Raw genomic sequence first — 15329 nt, 5'->3', positions numbered from 1 at the left:
TCCCAGGCTTGACCAATAGCGAATACCCAACGGCAGCTTGTCAGCGTATCGTGTAACAAGGACACCGAATAACCACTCTCTGGTACTCAGAATAGGCAACGCATGTTTCTAGATCGTTTCCACACCGTCCAGGACGGGCACGTACATATCTCCGCCCTGCAGGCCAGTCAGTTCGCCAAAGAGATCGCGGGAGACTTCAACCCTATTCATGATCCGGATGCCCGCCGCTTCTGCGTTCCCGGGGACCTGCTCTTCGCCATCATTCTGGCCCGTTTCGGGCTCTCGGAAAACATGACGTTCAGATTTCGTAGCCTGCTGGGTGCCGACGTGCCCTTACGGTTTGTGGAGACCGAAAGCGGTATTAACGTTTGCGATGACGCCGGCAAGGTCTATATCGAAGTGACCCGCAGTGGCGCCCGCACCGAGGACCAGCAGCTGATCGAGGATATTACCCGCGCCTACGTGGCCGCCTCCGGCAAGAACTTCCCCCATACCCTGAAACCGTTGATGGAGTCGAACGGGGTGATGTTCAATCCCGATCGCCCGATGGTCATGTACGAGAGCATGAGCCTGGCCCTGAACAATCTGGATCTGCCGTCGCCGGACCTCGAACTGAGTAACGCAACGCTGGATGCGGCCGGAAAGCGGGGCAACGTTCTGCTGGAGTACCAGCTGACCGCAGACGGCAAGGCCGTGGGCGAAGTTACCAAACACCTTATACTGAGCGGCCTGCGGCCTTACTGCCCGGATGCCATGGCCGGCGTCATCGAGGAGTTCTATCGCCTCAAGGCCCGTGGCACTGCGGTTTCCCCAGACACAAAAAACCCCGGATAATCCGGGGTTTTCTGCTCTTGAGCTACTCTCGGGGAGGAGCTTAGATCTTGCCAACCAGGTCCAGGGAAGGCGCCAGAGTTTCCTCGCCTTCTTTCCACTTGGCTGGGCATACTTCGCCCGGATGGTTACGAACGTACTGAGCGGCTTTCACCTTGCGCATCAGGTCGTCCGCGTCACGGCCGATACCTTCAGCAGTGATTTCCATGGCCTGGATAACGCCATCCGGATCGATCAGGAAAGTGGCACGGTCTGCCAGGCCCTGGCCTTCACGCATCACACCGAAGTTGTTGGTGATGGTGCCGGTTTGGTCGCCAACCATGAAGTAGTTGATCTTACCGATGGTCTCGGAAGCGTCGTGCCATGCCTTGTGGGTGAAGTGGGTGTCAGTGGAAACAGAGAACACTTCCACGCCCAGCTTCTGCAGCTCTTCGTACTTGTCTGCAACGTCGCCCAGCTCGGTCGGGCATACGAAAGTGAAGTCGGCCGGGTAGAAGAAAAATACGGACCACTTACCTTTTACATCAGCTTCGGAGATTTCAACAAACTCGCCCTGCTTGAAGGCAGTTGCGTTGAACGGTTTGATCTCGCTGTTAATCACGCCCATTTAAGATAACTCCTGTTGGTTCGTTTGCGTGTTGATTAAAGTACGGGGACAAAGATACGGGTTTTCGACGCTTCGTCAAAATTGATTATTTCCAAACGACAGATAGGCATTACCTATCCATTGAACCTCCGGGCCAGTGTACCTGTCCCCCGAAGCGTCACAGCAGCCGCTCCAATCCCCTGAAACGACTACTGCTTCCCTTTATGGGGCTTTAACCGGCAAGTTCAATCTTACGGAAGTCGAGAATATTCTCTTTCGGTGACGCTTTGATGGCCATCACTTCCGCCCGCTTCTTCGTCAGGATGTAGGCAAAGCAGGCAAAGTACAGGGCGATAACCAGAGCGCCGACCCACTGAATCTTCAGGAAATCCAGCTGGAACAGCATGGTCAGGCCCACCATCGCCAGGAAGTTGAACACCACGTAGTTCGCCCGGCCCAGGCGCTCGGCGGTCATATTCAGGTTGTCGGTGTAGAGCCGGATCAGGGAGTCCAGTGAGTTCACCACCATCAGCACGCCCACGGTAATCATGGCCAGGTTGGTGAACGCCGCGATCTCAAGACTTTCGGCGTGATAATGGTAAAGCACCGAGAACCACACCCCGATGGCGATGGACGGCACCACCAGCATGGCGAGCAACAGTTGCCAGGTGCGGATACCGCTGACGAAACGGGCGGTGAATTGGCCAATCATAATGCTCCAGGCGAACCACCAGAACAGGTAAAACTCGTGGTAGTCATTGATCGGCAAAGCAAATTGGTGGATGTTGGTGAAATACTCACCCAACAGTCCGGCAGTGCCGAGGAAATCCCCAGGGGAGCCCGCGCCCAGCACGAACGCCCGGAACCACATGCCGACGATCAGGGCAATGAACAGCACACTGGAGCCCAGGCTGAGAATACGCACGTACTTGATCTTGGAACTGGAGTAGACCGCCAGGCCAATCGCGGCAAACACAATGAAGTAGAACGCCGGCACGACGGACTCACCGTCACCGAGTTGCGGGAGGTACCAGGGCAGGTTCACCAGCAATAGGTAAGCGGTAAACGCACAGGTGCCGATGATCACCACGTTGTTGACGATTTTCACCAGCGGAATCTCGAAGAACTGCACCCGCGGTTCAATGATCGCGAAATAGAAGCAGGTCAGGAAATAGAAGCCCCAGATCAGGAAGGCCCAGAAGCCAAACTCAATGGCCAGGGGGTTGGCGAAGCCGTACTCCGGACTTGCCGACAGATCGCCGTAACCACCAAATTCGGTCAGCGGGAACATGATCAGCCCCACATCCAGCCCGGACGTGAACAGGATGGCGATAAAGGTGAAAGTGCGAACTGGCGTTACGCCAATGCACTGGATGTCCCACCACTTGTACAGAATCAGCACAATGGCGGCGAAAGTGAAAATCAGGCCGGTGGATAACCAGAGCGTCATGCGCTGCACCTCCGGTTATCTTTCATCATTTTAGTGAACAGCATGGGTGTTCCTCCTCTACTTTGTAAGCGCTGCTTATTTCGAATCGGACACAAACCCAGGACTTGCCTATCCGGCGCCCGGAAACGGCGGGATGCCGTCGCGCTGATAGGGAAATCCTGAGGGCTTGCAAAACCCCGGGCACATTGCACGCCCGGGTGGGGGATGACGGCGCGCTAACTCAGAGCGCGCTTTGCCTGTCCCGGTCGCTGCCGCCCCTGCCACTGGTCATCCATCACCACAGGCGCGTCAGAAGGTTGCAGGGGCTCCTTGCCCCGGATCAGATCGGCTGCCCGCTCGGCCACCATAATGGTGGGCGCGTTCAGGTTGCCGTTGGGAATAGTCGGGAAAATGGACGAGTCCACCACCCGCAGGTTTTCAATGCCGTGAACCCGAGTGTGCGGGTCCACCACCGCGAGCTCATCGATGCCCATCTTGCAGGAGCATGATGGGTGATAGGCGCTTTCCACCGCCTGGCGAACAAAGGCATCAATTTCCTCGTCGCTTTGCACCTCGACACCCGGCTGGATTTCCGTACCACGGTACTCATCCATCGCCGGCTGGCTGATGATTTCCCGGGTCAGGCGGACACAGTCGCGGAAGCCTTCGCGGTCGGCCTCATGTTCCATGTAGTTGAAGCGAATGGTCGGCGCCTGCTTCGGATCAGCGGATTGCACATGCACAAAGCCGCGGCTTTTCGGCTTGTTATGACCGATATGGAGCTGGAAACCGTCGCCCGCAAAGGCTTCCTTGCCGTCGTAGCGCATGGCCGCCGGCAGGAAGTGGTATTGCAGGTCCGGCCACTCGACCCCCGCCTTGGAGCGGATAAAGCCGCAGGATTCAAAGTGGTTGGTGGCGCCGAGGCCGTCCTTGCGCAGAATCCAGCGCACGCCGATTTTGAGCTTGTTCCACCAGTCCAGCTTGCCGTTGAGGGAGACCGGCTGCTTACAGCGGAACTGGAAATAAAACTCCAGATGGTCCTGCAGATTCCCGCCCACGCCCGGCAGCTCGTGCTGTACGTCGATGCCGGCATTTTCCAGTACCTCGCGCTTGCCGATACCGGACAGCTGCAACAGATGGGGGGAGCCAATGGAACCGGCGGACAGGATCACCTCTTCCGCGGCTTTTGCCTCATGAATCTTGCCGGCCCGCTCATAGCGCACGCCGGTGGCGGTCTTGCCGTCCTGTCCATCCAAAAGCACCTTGTGCACCAGAGCATGGGTCACCACCGTCAGATTCGGACGCTCCATGGCCGGGCGCAGGTAGGCGTTGGCGGTGGACCAGCGGCGACCGTTCTTGACGGTCATGTGCATGGCGCCGAAACCTTCCTGTTGGGCGCCGTTGTAATCCCCGGTCTCGAAATAGCCGGCATCCGCACCGGCCTTGATGAAGGCCTCGTAGAGCGGGTTCTGCATATTATTGCCGTTATTCACCCCCAGCGGGCCCTTGTCGCCCCGGTAGTCATCGCCACCAAAGGCCCAGGTTTCCGCTTTCTTGAAGTACGGCAATACCTGCCGGTAATTCCAGCCCTCCGCACCTTCAGATTCCCACTCGTCGAAATCCCGCGCGTGGCCACGAACGTAAACCATGCCATTGATGGAGGACGAGCCACCCAGCACCTTGCCCCGGGGGCAGTGCATGCGGCGATTGTCCAGGTACGGCTCCGGCTCGGTCTCGAACTGCCAGGCGTACTTTTTGGTGTTCATGGGAATGGACAGGGCCGTCGGCATCTGGATAAAGATGCTCTTGTCGCTGCCGCCGGTTTCCAGCAGCAGCACCCTGTGGCGCGCGTCTTCGGTGAGACGGTTGGCCAGTACGCAACCAGCCGAGCCCGCACCCACAATGATGTAGTCGTATTGATTTTCTGTCATACGCGTTCTCCTGTGTGGCCAGCGGGATTAAAACGGGGCGTCGAGGTCTTCCATCCCTACATACACCGATTTGATCTGGGTGTAGTGGGAAATGGTCTCGCGCCCGTTTTCGCGGCCGATGCCGGAGAGTTTGTAGCCACCGACCGGCATTTCCGCCGGGGAGGCTCCGTAGCTGTTGATCCAGCAGATACCTGCCTGGATCTGGTGAATCACCCGGTGAGCGCGGCGGATGTCGTTGGTGAACACGCCGGCAGCCAGACCGGTGTCGGTGTTGTTGGCCCGGGCAATCACCTCGTCTTCCCCGGAGAAAGTGAGCACTGACATCACCGGGCCAAAGATCTCTTCCTTCACGATGGTCATGTCATCGGTGCAATCGGAGAAGATGGTGGGCTCCACGAAGTAGCCGCCTTTGGAATCCTCCGGATCAAACGCCCGGCCGCCGTGGCTCAGGGTGGCGCCTTCGGCGATCCCTTTGGCGATATAGTCCAGCACCAGATCCCGGTGTTTGGCGGAAATCAGCGCGCCGTAGTTGGTGTCCGGATTCATCGGGTCACCCGGTTTGATGTTCTTGCGGGTGCGCTCCAACAGGCGATCCATAAAGCGCGGGTAGATATCCTCATGAACAAACACCCGGGTACCGTTGGTGCAGATCTCGCCCTGGGTGTAGAAGTTGCCCACCATCGCGGCGGAGATCGCATTCTCAAGGTCCGCGTCGTCAAAGATGATCAATGGGGACTTGCCGCCCAGCTCCATGGTCACGTCCTTCAGGGACGATGCCGCAGCCGCCATCACCTTTTTGCCGGTGCCCACTTCGCCAGTGAAGGATACCTTGGCGATCTCGGGATGATGGGTCAGCCACTGGCCGACGTCTGCCGCACCCTGCACCACGTTGAACACGCCCGCCGGCACGCCTGCCTCGATAAAGATTTCCGCCAGCTTGACGGCTCCCATCGGGGTTTCTTCCGACGGTTTGAAAATCATCGCGTTACCGCAGGCCAGCGCCGGAGCGGACTTCCAACAGGCAATCTGGATGGGGTAGTTCCAGGCGCCAATGCCCGCGCAGATGCCCAGCGGCTCGCGGCGGGTGTAATAGAAATCACCGCCCAGATCCTGCTGATTGCCCTCAATGGACGGAGCCAGGCCGGCAAAGAATTCGATGGCATCAGTGCCGGTGACCACATCCACGGCTTCCGCTTCCTGCCAGGGTTTGCCGGTGTCCTTCACTTCCACGGCCGCCAGTTCATCATTGCGTTCGCGAAGCAGTGCCACGGCCCTGAGCAGTATTCGACTGCGCTCAATGGCGGTCATCGCCGACCATTCCGCGAAGCCGGCGCGGGCGCTCTCGATGGCCGCCTGCTGGATAGATTCATCGGCCACTTCTACCCGATAGATCACCTGGCCGTTGGCAGGATTCACCACCGGGAAAGTTTCGCCGGAGCTGTTGGCCAGAAAGCGGCCATGGACAAAGTTTTGAACAACGGTTTCGGATGTGGACAGTGACATAGCGGGTAACCTCAATCTGATGACTTCGTGGTCTTGTGAACCGTGTGTCAGGCGCTTGCCTGCGCCAGCGTCTCGTGAACGAATTTCTTGCAGAGCCGCTCGCCGGCCTCAAAGCTCTCGAGCGGGTCCAGACTCAGTGCGCTGCGCAGCCAGAAGCCGTCAATCAACGCCGCCGTTTGCCGCGCCGCTTCGGTGGCGTCTGCCGCTGGCAGCACCCGGGCAAAGGAATAGCGCAGGTTGCTGTACAGCCGCGCGTTGTTGATTTGTTGCAGCCGCTGGAGGCCGGGCTCATGCATGGAGCGCGCCCAGAAGCTCAGCCAGGTCTTGGCGGCCAGCGCCGAGCGCTGGAATTCAGAAAAATTGGACTCAATAATGCAGTTTAGCCGCTGTTCCGGGGAGCCGTCGGTCTTCGCCATACGCTCCCGCAATTCCCTGCCCAACTGATCCAGCAAATAACGCAGTGCCGCTTCAATCAGGCCCTGCTTGCCTCCGAAATAATGACTGATAATGCCCGAGGACATCCCCGCCCGTTTGCTGATGCTCACGATGGTGGTGTTCTGCATTCCCAGCTCGGCGATGGACTCCATGGTGGCGTCGATCAACTGCTGCTTTCGTGTGTCTTTAACTCCAACAATCGGCATGGCGGCTTCGCTGTTTTCCGGCTCACATTTTATTAATTGAACGTTCAATTAAAATAAAGGCTACAGAAAAGAAGGTGGGGTTTCAACTTTGGGGCGGTTAGAAATTGAACAGGTGGGGTCGGATTACGGCTTCGCCTAATCCGACACACACGGTCATTTCTTCAGCCGATAATTGGGATCGGTCCAGCATTTCGGCAAGGCTTCACCGGAGGGAAACCCCAGCTCCGACTTTTCATAGAACTCCGGATCCTGGGCTTCCTCACCGTACTGCATACTGCCCTTGATGCGGGTTCTGTGGGGATCGAACAGGGCCGGGATATCCAGCACTTCAATTAAATGGCCAGTGTATTTTTCTGCCACAAACATAGCGCCCTCCTGTCTCTACCAGAAGCTTAGCCCCAAAACCGCAAACAGAACAGCGATTACGCCAGTCTCGCCGTGGCCCGGGGCTTGCGGAACAGCACGTAGTTACCAAGGATCGCCAGGCAGGCCCCCGCCAGCGCGGTACCGCTCCAGACAAACCCTTCCAGCCAGGTCGACACACTCAGGGCCACCACCGGGAACAGGACTGTGGCGTAGCCGGCCTTGTCAGCGCCCAGCTCACGGATAACGGTGATGTAGCTGAAAAACGCCACGATCGACCCGGGAATCGCGAGGAACAGGGTCGCGCCCCAGAACGTTGCACCCTGCGGCATCTCCCATTCAACGCCACTCACCAGGCACCAGATGCCCAGCGCAACGGCACCGTAAAACATCGCCCAGGCATTGCCGGCCAGCAAGGGAATGTTTTCCTCGCGAACCTTCAGGCTGAGCAGGTTCCCCAGGGAAAACCAGAAGGTGCCCGCTGCCGCAAACAGCAGCGCTGGCAGCGCGGCGTTGCCTATCTGCAAATCGTGCCAGAACAGCAGGGCGACACCGGAAATGCCCAGTGTCACCGCCGGATAGATGCGGGGATTGGGACGAATGCCCATGAACAACCACCCATTGAAGGCGTTGAACAGGGCCACCAGGGAAAACACCACTGCCAGCAGGCCACTGGTCATGTTTTCTGCGGCGCGATAGATCAACAGGAAATTGATGCTGTTCAGCGTTAGCCCCTGCAGCGCCAGCCAGCCATGCTGTTTGACGGTCAGCCGTGGCAGTCGCCGCAACAGTGCCAGCCCGCCAAGGGCCACCGCAGCGGCCAGAACAAAGCGGTAGAACACCGAGATATCCACGGCAGCGGATTCGACCTGCAGCCGAATGGCTGTCCAGGTGAGCCCCCAGATCAGAACGGTCAGGGCATAATGAGCACTGATGGGCATGGCAAGACGCTCCTCAATTCAACAGGGACTCCGGAGCATAGCCCGGTCAGTAACCCGTGACTTGTCAGATCCTGTCAAAGGGTGGAAGATTCTTGCGGTAGTGAGGGATAAAGGTGAGGAGACATCAGGAGCCGAACGGAATGGCCACGAGCCGAGACGAAACCAGGGACATTGTCCATGCGCTGACCGCAGCCGGCGCGGCGCCCCGCCGTGTGCTGGAACTGAACGACGGCCGCGCCCTTGCCCACTGGCACAATCACCATGGCGAGGCCCGCTATGAGCGCCCCCGTCATCACGCCCTCAGCATCTACACCCGCGGCGGCGAGCACACCACCCGGCAGGTGAACGGCCAGGCCGTCAGCCATGGTTTTCCCGGTGCGGTCTGCCTGTTTCCCGCCGGCAGCCAGTCGCTCTGGCGCATCAACGGCCCGTTCGAATTCCTGCATTTTTACTTCACCGACCAGGACCTGCACCGCTGCGTCGAACGCACCTGGGACCGGGAGCCCCTGGCCCTGCAACTCGGCGAACGTTACCAGATTGAGGACGATATGATCGCCCAGGCCGGACGCCTGTTGGACATGAGTGAATGGGAATCCGCCAGCCAGCCTCAGGCAATGGATCACCTGGCACACTGGCTGATCGTGCAGATCGCCGGCCGTTATGGCGCCCACACCCTTCCGGAGCCGACCGCCAGCGGGCGATTTTCCCGTTCGCAACAACGTCAGCTGACCCATCGGATTGACGAATCCCTGGGCCAACCCCTGGATTTGGCCACCATGGCCGGCTGGCTCAACCTCAGCCCCTACCATTTCGCCCGCCTGTTCCGCGCCAGCTTTGGGCTGGCGCCCTACCAGTACGTTCAGGAACAGCGACTGCTGCGGGCACGACGTCTGCTACAGAATCCATCCGCCAAGATCATCGCCGTCGCGCTGGCATGTGGCTTCGGCGACCACAGTCAGTTTTCACGGGCATTCAGGCGTCGATTCGGCCAGTCGCCCTCAGACTATCGCCGTCAAGGGTAGCCGCCTCTCACACAACGCCAGCCAGCTCACGAAGATGGTCAAGCTCTTCCCCACCAATAATCACTCCCTGCGCCATGGCCTCCGCCCGCCGCAGGTAGCGCCTTTCCCCGGGCTGTCGGGGCTGGCCCGCCCATACCATTTCCTGCACCAGGGTTTCGGTGCGTTTGGCAAAGTCGCCACCCGCGCCCCTGGAAGGATCAATGACAATCACCAGTTCCCCGGTCCAGGGGGTTTTCGCGCCCGGATAGGGTGACCAGTCGAACTCGAAAGAGAAGTTTCCGCCGGTCAGCGCCGCCGCCAGCAATTCCACCATCATCGACAGGGCAGAACCCTTGTGGCCGCCGAAAGGCAGCAGCGCTCCACCATTGAGGATCGCGGCCGGATCGGTGGTGGGGTTGCCCTGGGCATCCACGCCACAGCAGTTGGGCAGGCTTCTGCCTTCCCGCGCGGCGATCTGCACGTCACCGTGGGCGATGGCACTGGTGGCCAGGTCAAACACCAGGGGATCCGCTCCGGCCCGGGGCGCGGCAAAGCTGATGGGGTTGGTGCCGAACAGAGGCTTTTTACCACCGAAGGGCACCACGCAGGCCATGCTGTTGACGAATGCCAGGGCCACCATACCCTCCCGTGCAAAGGGCTCCACATCCGGCCACAGCGCCGCGAAATGATGGGAATTACGAATCGCGAGCATGGCAATGCCATTGGCCCGAGCCTTCTTCAGCATCAGGTTGTGGGCGGCCTCCAATGCAGGCTGTGCGAACCCGTTGCAGGCGTCCACGACGACAAATCCCGGCGCAACGCTCTCCACTTTCGGGACCGCCTGGCCGTTTACCCAACCACTTCTGAGGGTCGACAGGTAACCCGGTATACGAAAAACCCCATGGCTGAGCGCACCGTCCCGCTGGGCGCTGGCGCAGTTATGGGCCAGGGTGCGGGCCACCGCCGGCGAGGTGCCGTGGTGTTCGAAAATCGTTTTCAGCAACCCTTCCAACTCGTGGAAAGGAATTCGAGTGTCGTGTTCTGAAGCCGCCACTTCAGGTCCTCTCGTCGTCAGAAAAAGCACCCAGGTGAAACTCGATGGCCTGATCCACTTCATCCATGCCACAGACCCGGGGATCGGGGACCGACCCGCCTGCCAGCACCTCCAAGACCGAATGCACCCCACGTGACAGGGATTCCGTGTTGTATCCCCCTTCCAGGACAAACACCAGCCGACCATCACAATGCCGCCGGGCCAGGGTCTGTATTACCCCGGTCATGGCGGCGAAGCCCTCATAGCTGACATTCATTGCCAGATCGAACCAGTGGGCATCAAAGCCCGCTGAGACCAGGATCAGATCCGGTTTGAAGTAATCCGCTGCCGGCACTACGATCTCCTGCAGCGCGCGGAAATACGCCACATCGCCGGCTCCGCCGGGCAGTGGCACGTTCACAGTGGTACCTTCACCGCGACCGGCACCGATATCCTGCAGTGCGCCCGACCCCGGATAGAACGGCGCTGCCCGATGCAGATCAATAAACATCACGTCGGGATCGGCCCAGAAAATATCCTGGGTGCCATTGCCATGATGAGCATCCCAATCCAGGATCAACACGCGCTCGCAGCCCAGTGTCACCTGAGCATGGGCCGCCGCAACCGCAACGTTGTTGAACAGGCAGAATCCCCTCGCCCGCGCCGGTTCGGCATGATGCCCCGGCGGGCGTACCATTGCGAACGCGCTCTCCGTCTGGCCCGCCACCACCGACTCCACTGCAGCTATGGCCGTGCCCGCAGCCACCTCTGCCGCTTCAACACTGCCTGGCGATACCGCGGTGGTGTCGACATCCAGCCAGGCACTTTCATCCCTGAGGGAGAAAATATCGTCCAGGAACGACATGGTGTGAACACGGGCCAGCTGCTCCCGGGTGGCGGCCTGCCCCGCCGCGAACGCCACCCCGGGAATAGGCTCCCGTTTGAGCAGATCCATGATCGCATCCAGGCGTCCGGGATGTTCGGGGTACTTCCATTGCACATTGAGGCCGGACAGGATCGTGCGAATTCGCTTATCCAGACGTCCGGGCAGAAAAGCGGTATTCACATCCGGGAAGTGATTGAGAACCCGCTCATCGTAAAACACGGTGACCACCTTCCGTTCCGTCACAAGGTCCTCCGTATTTCCAGTTCATGAGGTCGCTGCCCTGCATCCAACGCAGGGCCCTGAGCAAAGCATAGTCGCAAATCCCGAAAACACATCCCTCAGGCCGTGGACTTTCCAGTGATAAACCGGGGAAAAGCAAAAATCCGAACAAGCATTCGCATTATTGTCCTTGCAGCCCCACCGAAGGGGGAGACCTGCCGCTATCACCGCTCCCTGCGCGCCCCCGGGTTCCGAATTGAACCCGAACAATTAGTCGCTTTAATCTCTTACCCTGACAAATGCTTTAGCCACGCGGCTCACAACAGTGACCACGGCACCCAAGGAAACCATCATGACCTCAGCAACCGCCGAAAAACTCGACTCCGTGACAACACCACCGGAGACGCCAAAGGCTGACGTGCCCATCCGCCACATGAAGTTCGATTTCAACGCCAGGGATGCCGACCCCAACTTTTACGTGAACACGGAACTGGCGTCCGCCTACTTCGAAGCGTTGTCGATCTTTCTGACCTATGGCGAAGATCTGGTGATCGAGACCGCCCGTTACCATCGCGATTTCCTGACCGACCCGGTGCTGAAACAGCGGGTAACCTCCCTGATCGGCCAGGAAGCGCTGCATTCCAAGGTGCACGAGGAGTGGAACGAAGTGCTGAAGGAGCACCGGTTTCCGGTAACCTTCTACCGTTTCCTGGCCGAGAACGTCTTCAACTACGGGTTCCGGCGGTTTCCGCAACCCCTGCAGCTCTCGCTGATGGCCGGCATTGAGCACTTCACCGCCGTACTGGCGGAATTCATGATGAAGCACGAAGAGAACTTCTTTCACAGTGAGGACGAGAAGCAGCGTGGCCTGTGGATGTGGCACATGCTGGAGGAGTCCGAGCACAAGGACATCGCCTACGATGTTTTCCAGCAGCTCTCGGGCAACTATGCGTTGCGCGTCAGCGGGTTTGCACTGGCCCTGATCACCATCTGGTTCCTGGTTCCCTTGGGCGGCGTACTGATTCCATTCATCCGCCGGCCGCGCAACCTGATCAGCCTGCGGTTCTGGAAAGATGCCAAGCGCAGCCTTGATCTGCTGATCGGTCGCGGGGATGGCGTCTATGGCAGCACCCTTGGCCATGTCTTCGATTACCTGCGCCCGGGATTTCACCCCAACGACCACGATACCTCCGAGTATCTCGCCTACTACAAAGAGCGTCTGCTCAATCCCGAGACCGGTCTGCTGACACCTTACCTGCTCAAGGAAATCGTCCCGCCGGTGCGGGCGTAATTCCCGCACGGCAGGCCCTTAAAACCACAGAATTCAAAGACGGTCACAACACATGGCAACTTCAAACACCAACGCCTCCGCCGCGGACACTGTCTACGACACCTTTATTGTCGGCGCGGGCATTTCCGGGCTGGCCACGGCGATCAAGCTGAAGAAAACCGGCTACCACAACTTCAAAATCATCGAGAAGGCCAGCCGGGTCGGTGGCACCTGGCGGGAAAACACCTACCCCGGCTGTGGCTGCGATGTGCCTTCATCGCTCTATTCCTACTCATTTGCCCCGAGCAGCAAGTGGAGCAACCTGTTTGCCAAACAGCCGGAAATTCTGGATTACCTGGAAAACGTCAGCGACGACTTCGGCATCACCCCGCTGATCGAGTTCAACAACGAACTGAACCGCGCCGCCTGGGACGACGAACGCCACCTCTGGCGACTGGATACCAGCAGCGGTCAGTACCTCTCCAGAACCGTGGTCTTCGCTACCGGTCCGATCACCGAATCAAAGATCCCGGCGATTCCGGGTCTGGAAAGCTTCAAGGGCGAGATGTTCCACTCCGCCCGCTGGAACCACGATTACGACCTGACCGGCAAGCGTGTTGCCGTCATCGGCACCGGCGCCTCGGCGATACAGTTCGTGCCCCGTATCCAGCCCCAAGCGACGGAACTCCATGTTTTCCAGCGCACAGCCCCCTGGGTGCTGCCCAAGCCCGACATGCAACTGGGTGACACCAGCAAGCAGGTGATCGACCGGTTCCCGGCGATCCAGGGCACCTGGCGCAAGGCCGTCGCCGGTTCTCTGAATGTGATCAATTTCGGCCTGCGTAACCCGACCTTCCTCAAGCCCGTCAATGTGGCCGCCAGGCAGTTGCTGAAGCTGCAGATACGGGACCCGGAACTGCGCAAGGCGGTGACCCCGAATTTCGACATCGGCTGCAAGCGCATCCTGTTTGCCAACGACTATTACGACGCCCTGCAGGCCGACAACACCTCGCTGATTCCCAGCGGGCTGGTGAAAGTGGAAGGTAATACGGTCATCGCCGCCAACGGCGAACGCCGCGAAGTGGATGTGATCATCTGGGGCACCGGGTTCGACGTTTCCCACCCGCCCATCGGCAACAAGGTGTTCAACGCCAACGGGGAACGCTGGGCCGACCTGTGGAAGAGCAGCTCGCCGGAGGCGTACCTGGGCACCACACTGGAGAATTCGCCAAACGCCTTCCTGATCCTGGGCCCCAACGTGCTGGTGTATGACTCATTTATACGGCTGGCGGAGGCACAGCTCGACTACATCATTGACGGGCTGTGGAAGATCAGGGAAAAGCGGATCAGCAAGCTGAGCATCAAACCCTCGGTGCTGAAACAGCACAACCAACGGGTCCAGAAGAACCTGCAAACCACCGTCTTCAATGCCGGCGGCTGCAGCAGCTACTACCTGGACCAGAACGGCCGCAACTTCGCCGCCTGGCCCTGGTCACTGAGCGCCCTGAAGCGCCGGCTGAACGTATTCAGGCTGAAAGACTACGATGTAGAGTTCGCCGGGAAGGCCAAAGCTCACGCTGTATCTGACCAACCCTTAAAGCGGGCACCGGTTCAGGAAGAAGTCTCCAGTTTGTCCTGAGTGCGGAACTCGAAATCGCTGGCGTCGTGCCGCTCATGGAGCTGGCTCGACGGCTCGCCCCAGGCCCGGTTGACCATACGGCCACGCTGCACCGCCGGGCGCTTGGCGATCTCATCCGTCCAGCGAACCACGTTGGTGTAGGTATGGGCTTCCAGGAATTCCGCCGCTTCGTAGACCTTGTTCTTGACCAGCGCCCCGTACCAGGGCCAGATCGCCATATCGGCAATGGTGTATTCATCGCCGGCAATGTACGGTCGGTCCGCCAGCTGGCGATCCAGCACATCCAGTTGGCGTTTCACTTCCATGGCGTAGCGATTGATCGGGTATTCGTATTTCTCGGGGGCGTAGGCATAGAAATGACCAAAACCGCCACCCAGCATCGGCGCACTGCCCATTTGCCAGAACAGCCAGTTCATACACTCGGCGCGACCGGCAACGTCTTCGGGCACAAAGGCGCCAAACTTCTCGGCGAGATACAGCAGAATCGACCCTGATTCGAACAACCGCACCGGCGGAATGGTGCTGTAGTCCATCATCGCCGGAATCTTGGAATTCGGGTTTACCTCCACAAAGCCACTGCCGAACTGTTCCCCATCGTTAATCCGGATCAGGTGGGCGTCGTACTCCGCCCCCTCAAAACCAAGGGCCAACAGCTCTTCCAGCATCACCGTCACCTTCACGCCGTTGGGTGTGGCCAGGGAATACAGCTGCAACGGATGCTTGCCCACCGGAAGCTCTTTGTCATGGGTCGGGCCGGCAATGGGACGGTTGATATTGGCAAACGCGCCACCGCTGGCGGACTCCCATTTCCAGACTTTGGGTGGGGTGTAGGTGTTATCGGTCATACATCGGCCTCTTCTCGAGATGTGGATGAATAACGGTCACTGTACCGGAAAACACGATGGTGTCACGGGCAACCGTCCGGCAATGCATGCCACCAGCCCATCTACGCCTAATGGCTTACTCAATAAGGTGGCCGATTGTCGCGGCCTGGTCTAAGTTAACCGGGATTAAACAGTGCCATAAGAACAACCGTTCCGACCAACGAGTAAGGAC

At 59.2% G+C, this 15329-nt stretch carries 14 protein-coding genes; 4 read left to right on the top strand and 10 right to left on the bottom strand.

Translation table 11 applies throughout. The features are described 5' to 3' along the window. Positions 1 to 102 precede the first annotated feature (102 nt). Positions 103 to 834 (top strand): DUF3581 domain-containing protein, encoded by a 732-nt coding sequence (locus ACJO3M_RS00170; RefSeq protein WP_406998614.1) that lies wholly within the window; start codon positions 103 to 105, stop codon positions 832 to 834. 40 nt (positions 835 to 874) lie between these two features. Here ACJO3M_RS00170 and ahpC read toward each other — a convergent pair whose 3' ends face one another. The 7 genes from ahpC to ACJO3M_RS00135 all read right to left on the bottom strand — a co-directional run bounded on the left by ahpC (position 875) and on the right by ACJO3M_RS00135 (position 8225). Continuing rightward, complete coding sequence (ahpC, locus tag ACJO3M_RS00165; protein WP_406989613.1) at positions 875 to 1438, bottom strand: alkyl hydroperoxide reductase subunit C; 564 nt, start codon at positions 1436 to 1438, stop codon at positions 875 to 877. Positions 1439 to 1649: 211 nt separating this feature from the next. Then, entirely contained in the window at positions 1650 to 2867 is a 1218-nt protein-coding gene (locus ACJO3M_RS00160; RefSeq protein WP_406998612.1) for a BCCT family transporter, read from the bottom strand. A gap of 215 nt (positions 2868 to 3082) precedes the next feature. Next, positions 3083 to 4777, bottom strand: a complete 1695-nt coding sequence (gene betA / locus ACJO3M_RS00155; RefSeq protein ID WP_406998610.1) for a choline dehydrogenase — start codon at positions 4775 to 4777, stop codon at positions 3083 to 3085. A 27-nt stretch (positions 4778 to 4804) separates the two neighbouring features. Continuing rightward, positions 4805 to 6280 carry a betaine-aldehyde dehydrogenase gene (gene betB / locus ACJO3M_RS00150; protein ID WP_406998608.1) on the bottom strand — a complete coding sequence of 492 codons (1476 nt, stop codon included), beginning with the start codon at positions 6278 to 6280 and terminating at the stop codon, positions 4805 to 4807. A gap of 47 nt (positions 6281 to 6327) precedes the next feature. Then, a complete protein-coding gene (betI, locus tag ACJO3M_RS00145) occupies positions 6328 to 6921 on the bottom strand; it encodes a transcriptional regulator BetI (protein WP_406998606.1) in 594 nt (197 codons plus the stop codon). Positions 6922 to 7074: 153 nt separating this feature from the next. Beyond that, positions 7075 to 7287: an acetyltransferase gene (locus ACJO3M_RS00140; protein WP_406989620.1), complete on the bottom strand. Its 213-nt coding sequence runs from the start codon at positions 7285 to 7287 to the stop codon at positions 7075 to 7077. 56 nt (positions 7288 to 7343) lie between these two features. Beyond that, positions 7344 to 8225 carry a DMT family transporter gene (locus tag ACJO3M_RS00135; protein WP_406998604.1) on the bottom strand — a complete coding sequence of 294 codons (882 nt, stop codon included), beginning with the start codon at positions 8223 to 8225 and terminating at the stop codon, positions 7344 to 7346. A 140-nt stretch (positions 8226 to 8365) separates the two neighbouring features. Between ACJO3M_RS00135 and ACJO3M_RS00130 the strand changes: the two genes are divergently transcribed. After that, positions 8366 to 9247, top strand: coding sequence for a helix-turn-helix domain-containing protein (locus ACJO3M_RS00130; protein WP_406998602.1), 882 nt, complete (start codon positions 8366 to 8368; stop codon positions 9245 to 9247). A 7-nt stretch (positions 9248 to 9254) separates the two neighbouring features. Here the strand turns inward: ACJO3M_RS00130 and ACJO3M_RS00125 are convergent, their stop codons facing one another. Both ACJO3M_RS00125 and ACJO3M_RS00120 read right to left on the bottom strand, forming a co-directional pair. After that, entirely contained in the window at positions 9255 to 10343 is a 1089-nt protein-coding gene (locus tag ACJO3M_RS00125; RefSeq protein ID WP_406998600.1) for an Ldh family oxidoreductase, read from the bottom strand. Then, positions 10282 to 11388 (bottom strand): histone deacetylase family protein, encoded by a 1107-nt coding sequence (locus ACJO3M_RS00120; RefSeq protein ID WP_406998598.1) that lies wholly within the window; start codon positions 11386 to 11388, stop codon positions 10282 to 10284. Before ACJO3M_RS00120 ends, ACJO3M_RS00125 begins: the two co-directional genes overlap by 62 nt. Positions 11389 to 11716: 328 nt before the next feature. Between ACJO3M_RS00120 and ACJO3M_RS00115 the strand changes: the two genes are divergently transcribed. Both ACJO3M_RS00115 and ACJO3M_RS00110 read left to right on the top strand, forming a co-directional pair. Further along, complete coding sequence (locus ACJO3M_RS00115) at positions 11717 to 12655, top strand: metal-dependent hydrolase (RefSeq protein ID WP_406998596.1); 939 nt, start codon at positions 11717 to 11719, stop codon at positions 12653 to 12655. A gap of 52 nt (positions 12656 to 12707) precedes the next feature. Then, positions 12708 to 14273 (top strand): flavin-containing monooxygenase, encoded by a 1566-nt coding sequence (locus ACJO3M_RS00110; RefSeq protein ID WP_406998594.1) that lies wholly within the window; start codon positions 12708 to 12710, stop codon positions 14271 to 14273. On the opposite strand, the gene yghU is transcribed toward ACJO3M_RS00110, so the two are convergent. Continuing rightward, on the bottom strand, positions 14246 to 15118 hold the full coding sequence (gene yghU / locus ACJO3M_RS00105) for a glutathione-dependent disulfide-bond oxidoreductase (RefSeq protein ID WP_406998592.1): 873 nt from the start codon (positions 15116 to 15118) through the stop codon (positions 14246 to 14248). The genes ACJO3M_RS00110 and yghU overlap by 28 nt on opposite strands. Between the last annotated feature and the right edge of the window lie 211 nt (positions 15119 to 15329).

It is taken from the genome of Marinobacter alkalisoli (assembly GCF_045449795.1).
Classification (GTDB): domain Bacteria; phylum Pseudomonadota; class Gammaproteobacteria; order Pseudomonadales; family Oleiphilaceae; genus Marinobacter.
The sequence above is the reverse complement of the archived record's forward strand: the minus strand, read 5'-3'. Positions and strand labels throughout refer to the sequence as shown.

What these genes read in the sequence shown, in the direction of transcription:
- ACJO3M_RS00170 (WP_406998614.1), top strand. Translation starts at nt 103, where the DNA reads ATGTTTCTAGATCGTTTCCACACCGTCCAGGACGGGCACGTACATATC.
- ahpC (WP_406989613.1), bottom strand. Translation starts at nt 1,438, where the DNA reads ATGGGCGTGATTAACAGCGAGATCAAACCGTTCAACGCAACTGCCTTC.
- ACJO3M_RS00160 (WP_406998612.1), bottom strand. Translation starts at nt 2,867, where the DNA reads ATGACGCTCTGGTTATCCACCGGCCTGATTTTCACTTTCGCCGCCATT.
- betA (WP_406998610.1), bottom strand. Translation starts at nt 4,777, where the DNA reads ATGACAGAAAATCAATACGACTACATCATTGTGGGTGCGGGCTCGGCT.
- betB (WP_406998608.1), bottom strand. Translation starts at nt 6,280, where the DNA reads ATGTCACTGTCCACATCCGAAACCGTTGTTCAAAACTTTGTCCATGGC.
- betI (WP_406998606.1), bottom strand. Translation starts at nt 6,921, where the DNA reads ATGCCGATTGTTGGAGTTAAAGACACACGAAAGCAGCAGTTGATCGAC.
- ACJO3M_RS00140 (WP_406989620.1), bottom strand. Translation starts at nt 7,287, where the DNA reads ATGTTTGTGGCAGAAAAATACACTGGCCATTTAATTGAAGTGCTGGAT.
- ACJO3M_RS00135 (WP_406998604.1), bottom strand. Translation starts at nt 8,225, where the DNA reads ATGCCCATCAGTGCTCATTATGCCCTGACCGTTCTGATCTGGGGGCTC.
- ACJO3M_RS00130 (WP_406998602.1), top strand. Translation starts at nt 8,366, where the DNA reads ATGGCCACGAGCCGAGACGAAACCAGGGACATTGTCCATGCGCTGACC.
- ACJO3M_RS00125 (WP_406998600.1), bottom strand. Translation starts at nt 10,343, where the DNA reads ATGAAGTGGATCAGGCCATCGAGTTTCACCTGGGTGCTTTTTCTGACG.
- ACJO3M_RS00115 (WP_406998596.1), top strand. Translation starts at nt 11,717, where the DNA reads ATGACCTCAGCAACCGCCGAAAAACTCGACTCCGTGACAACACCACCG.
- ACJO3M_RS00110 (WP_406998594.1), top strand. Translation starts at nt 12,708, where the DNA reads ATGGCAACTTCAAACACCAACGCCTCCGCCGCGGACACTGTCTACGAC.
- yghU (WP_406998592.1), bottom strand. Translation starts at nt 15,118, where the DNA reads ATGACCGATAACACCTACACCCCACCCAAAGTCTGGAAATGGGAGTCC.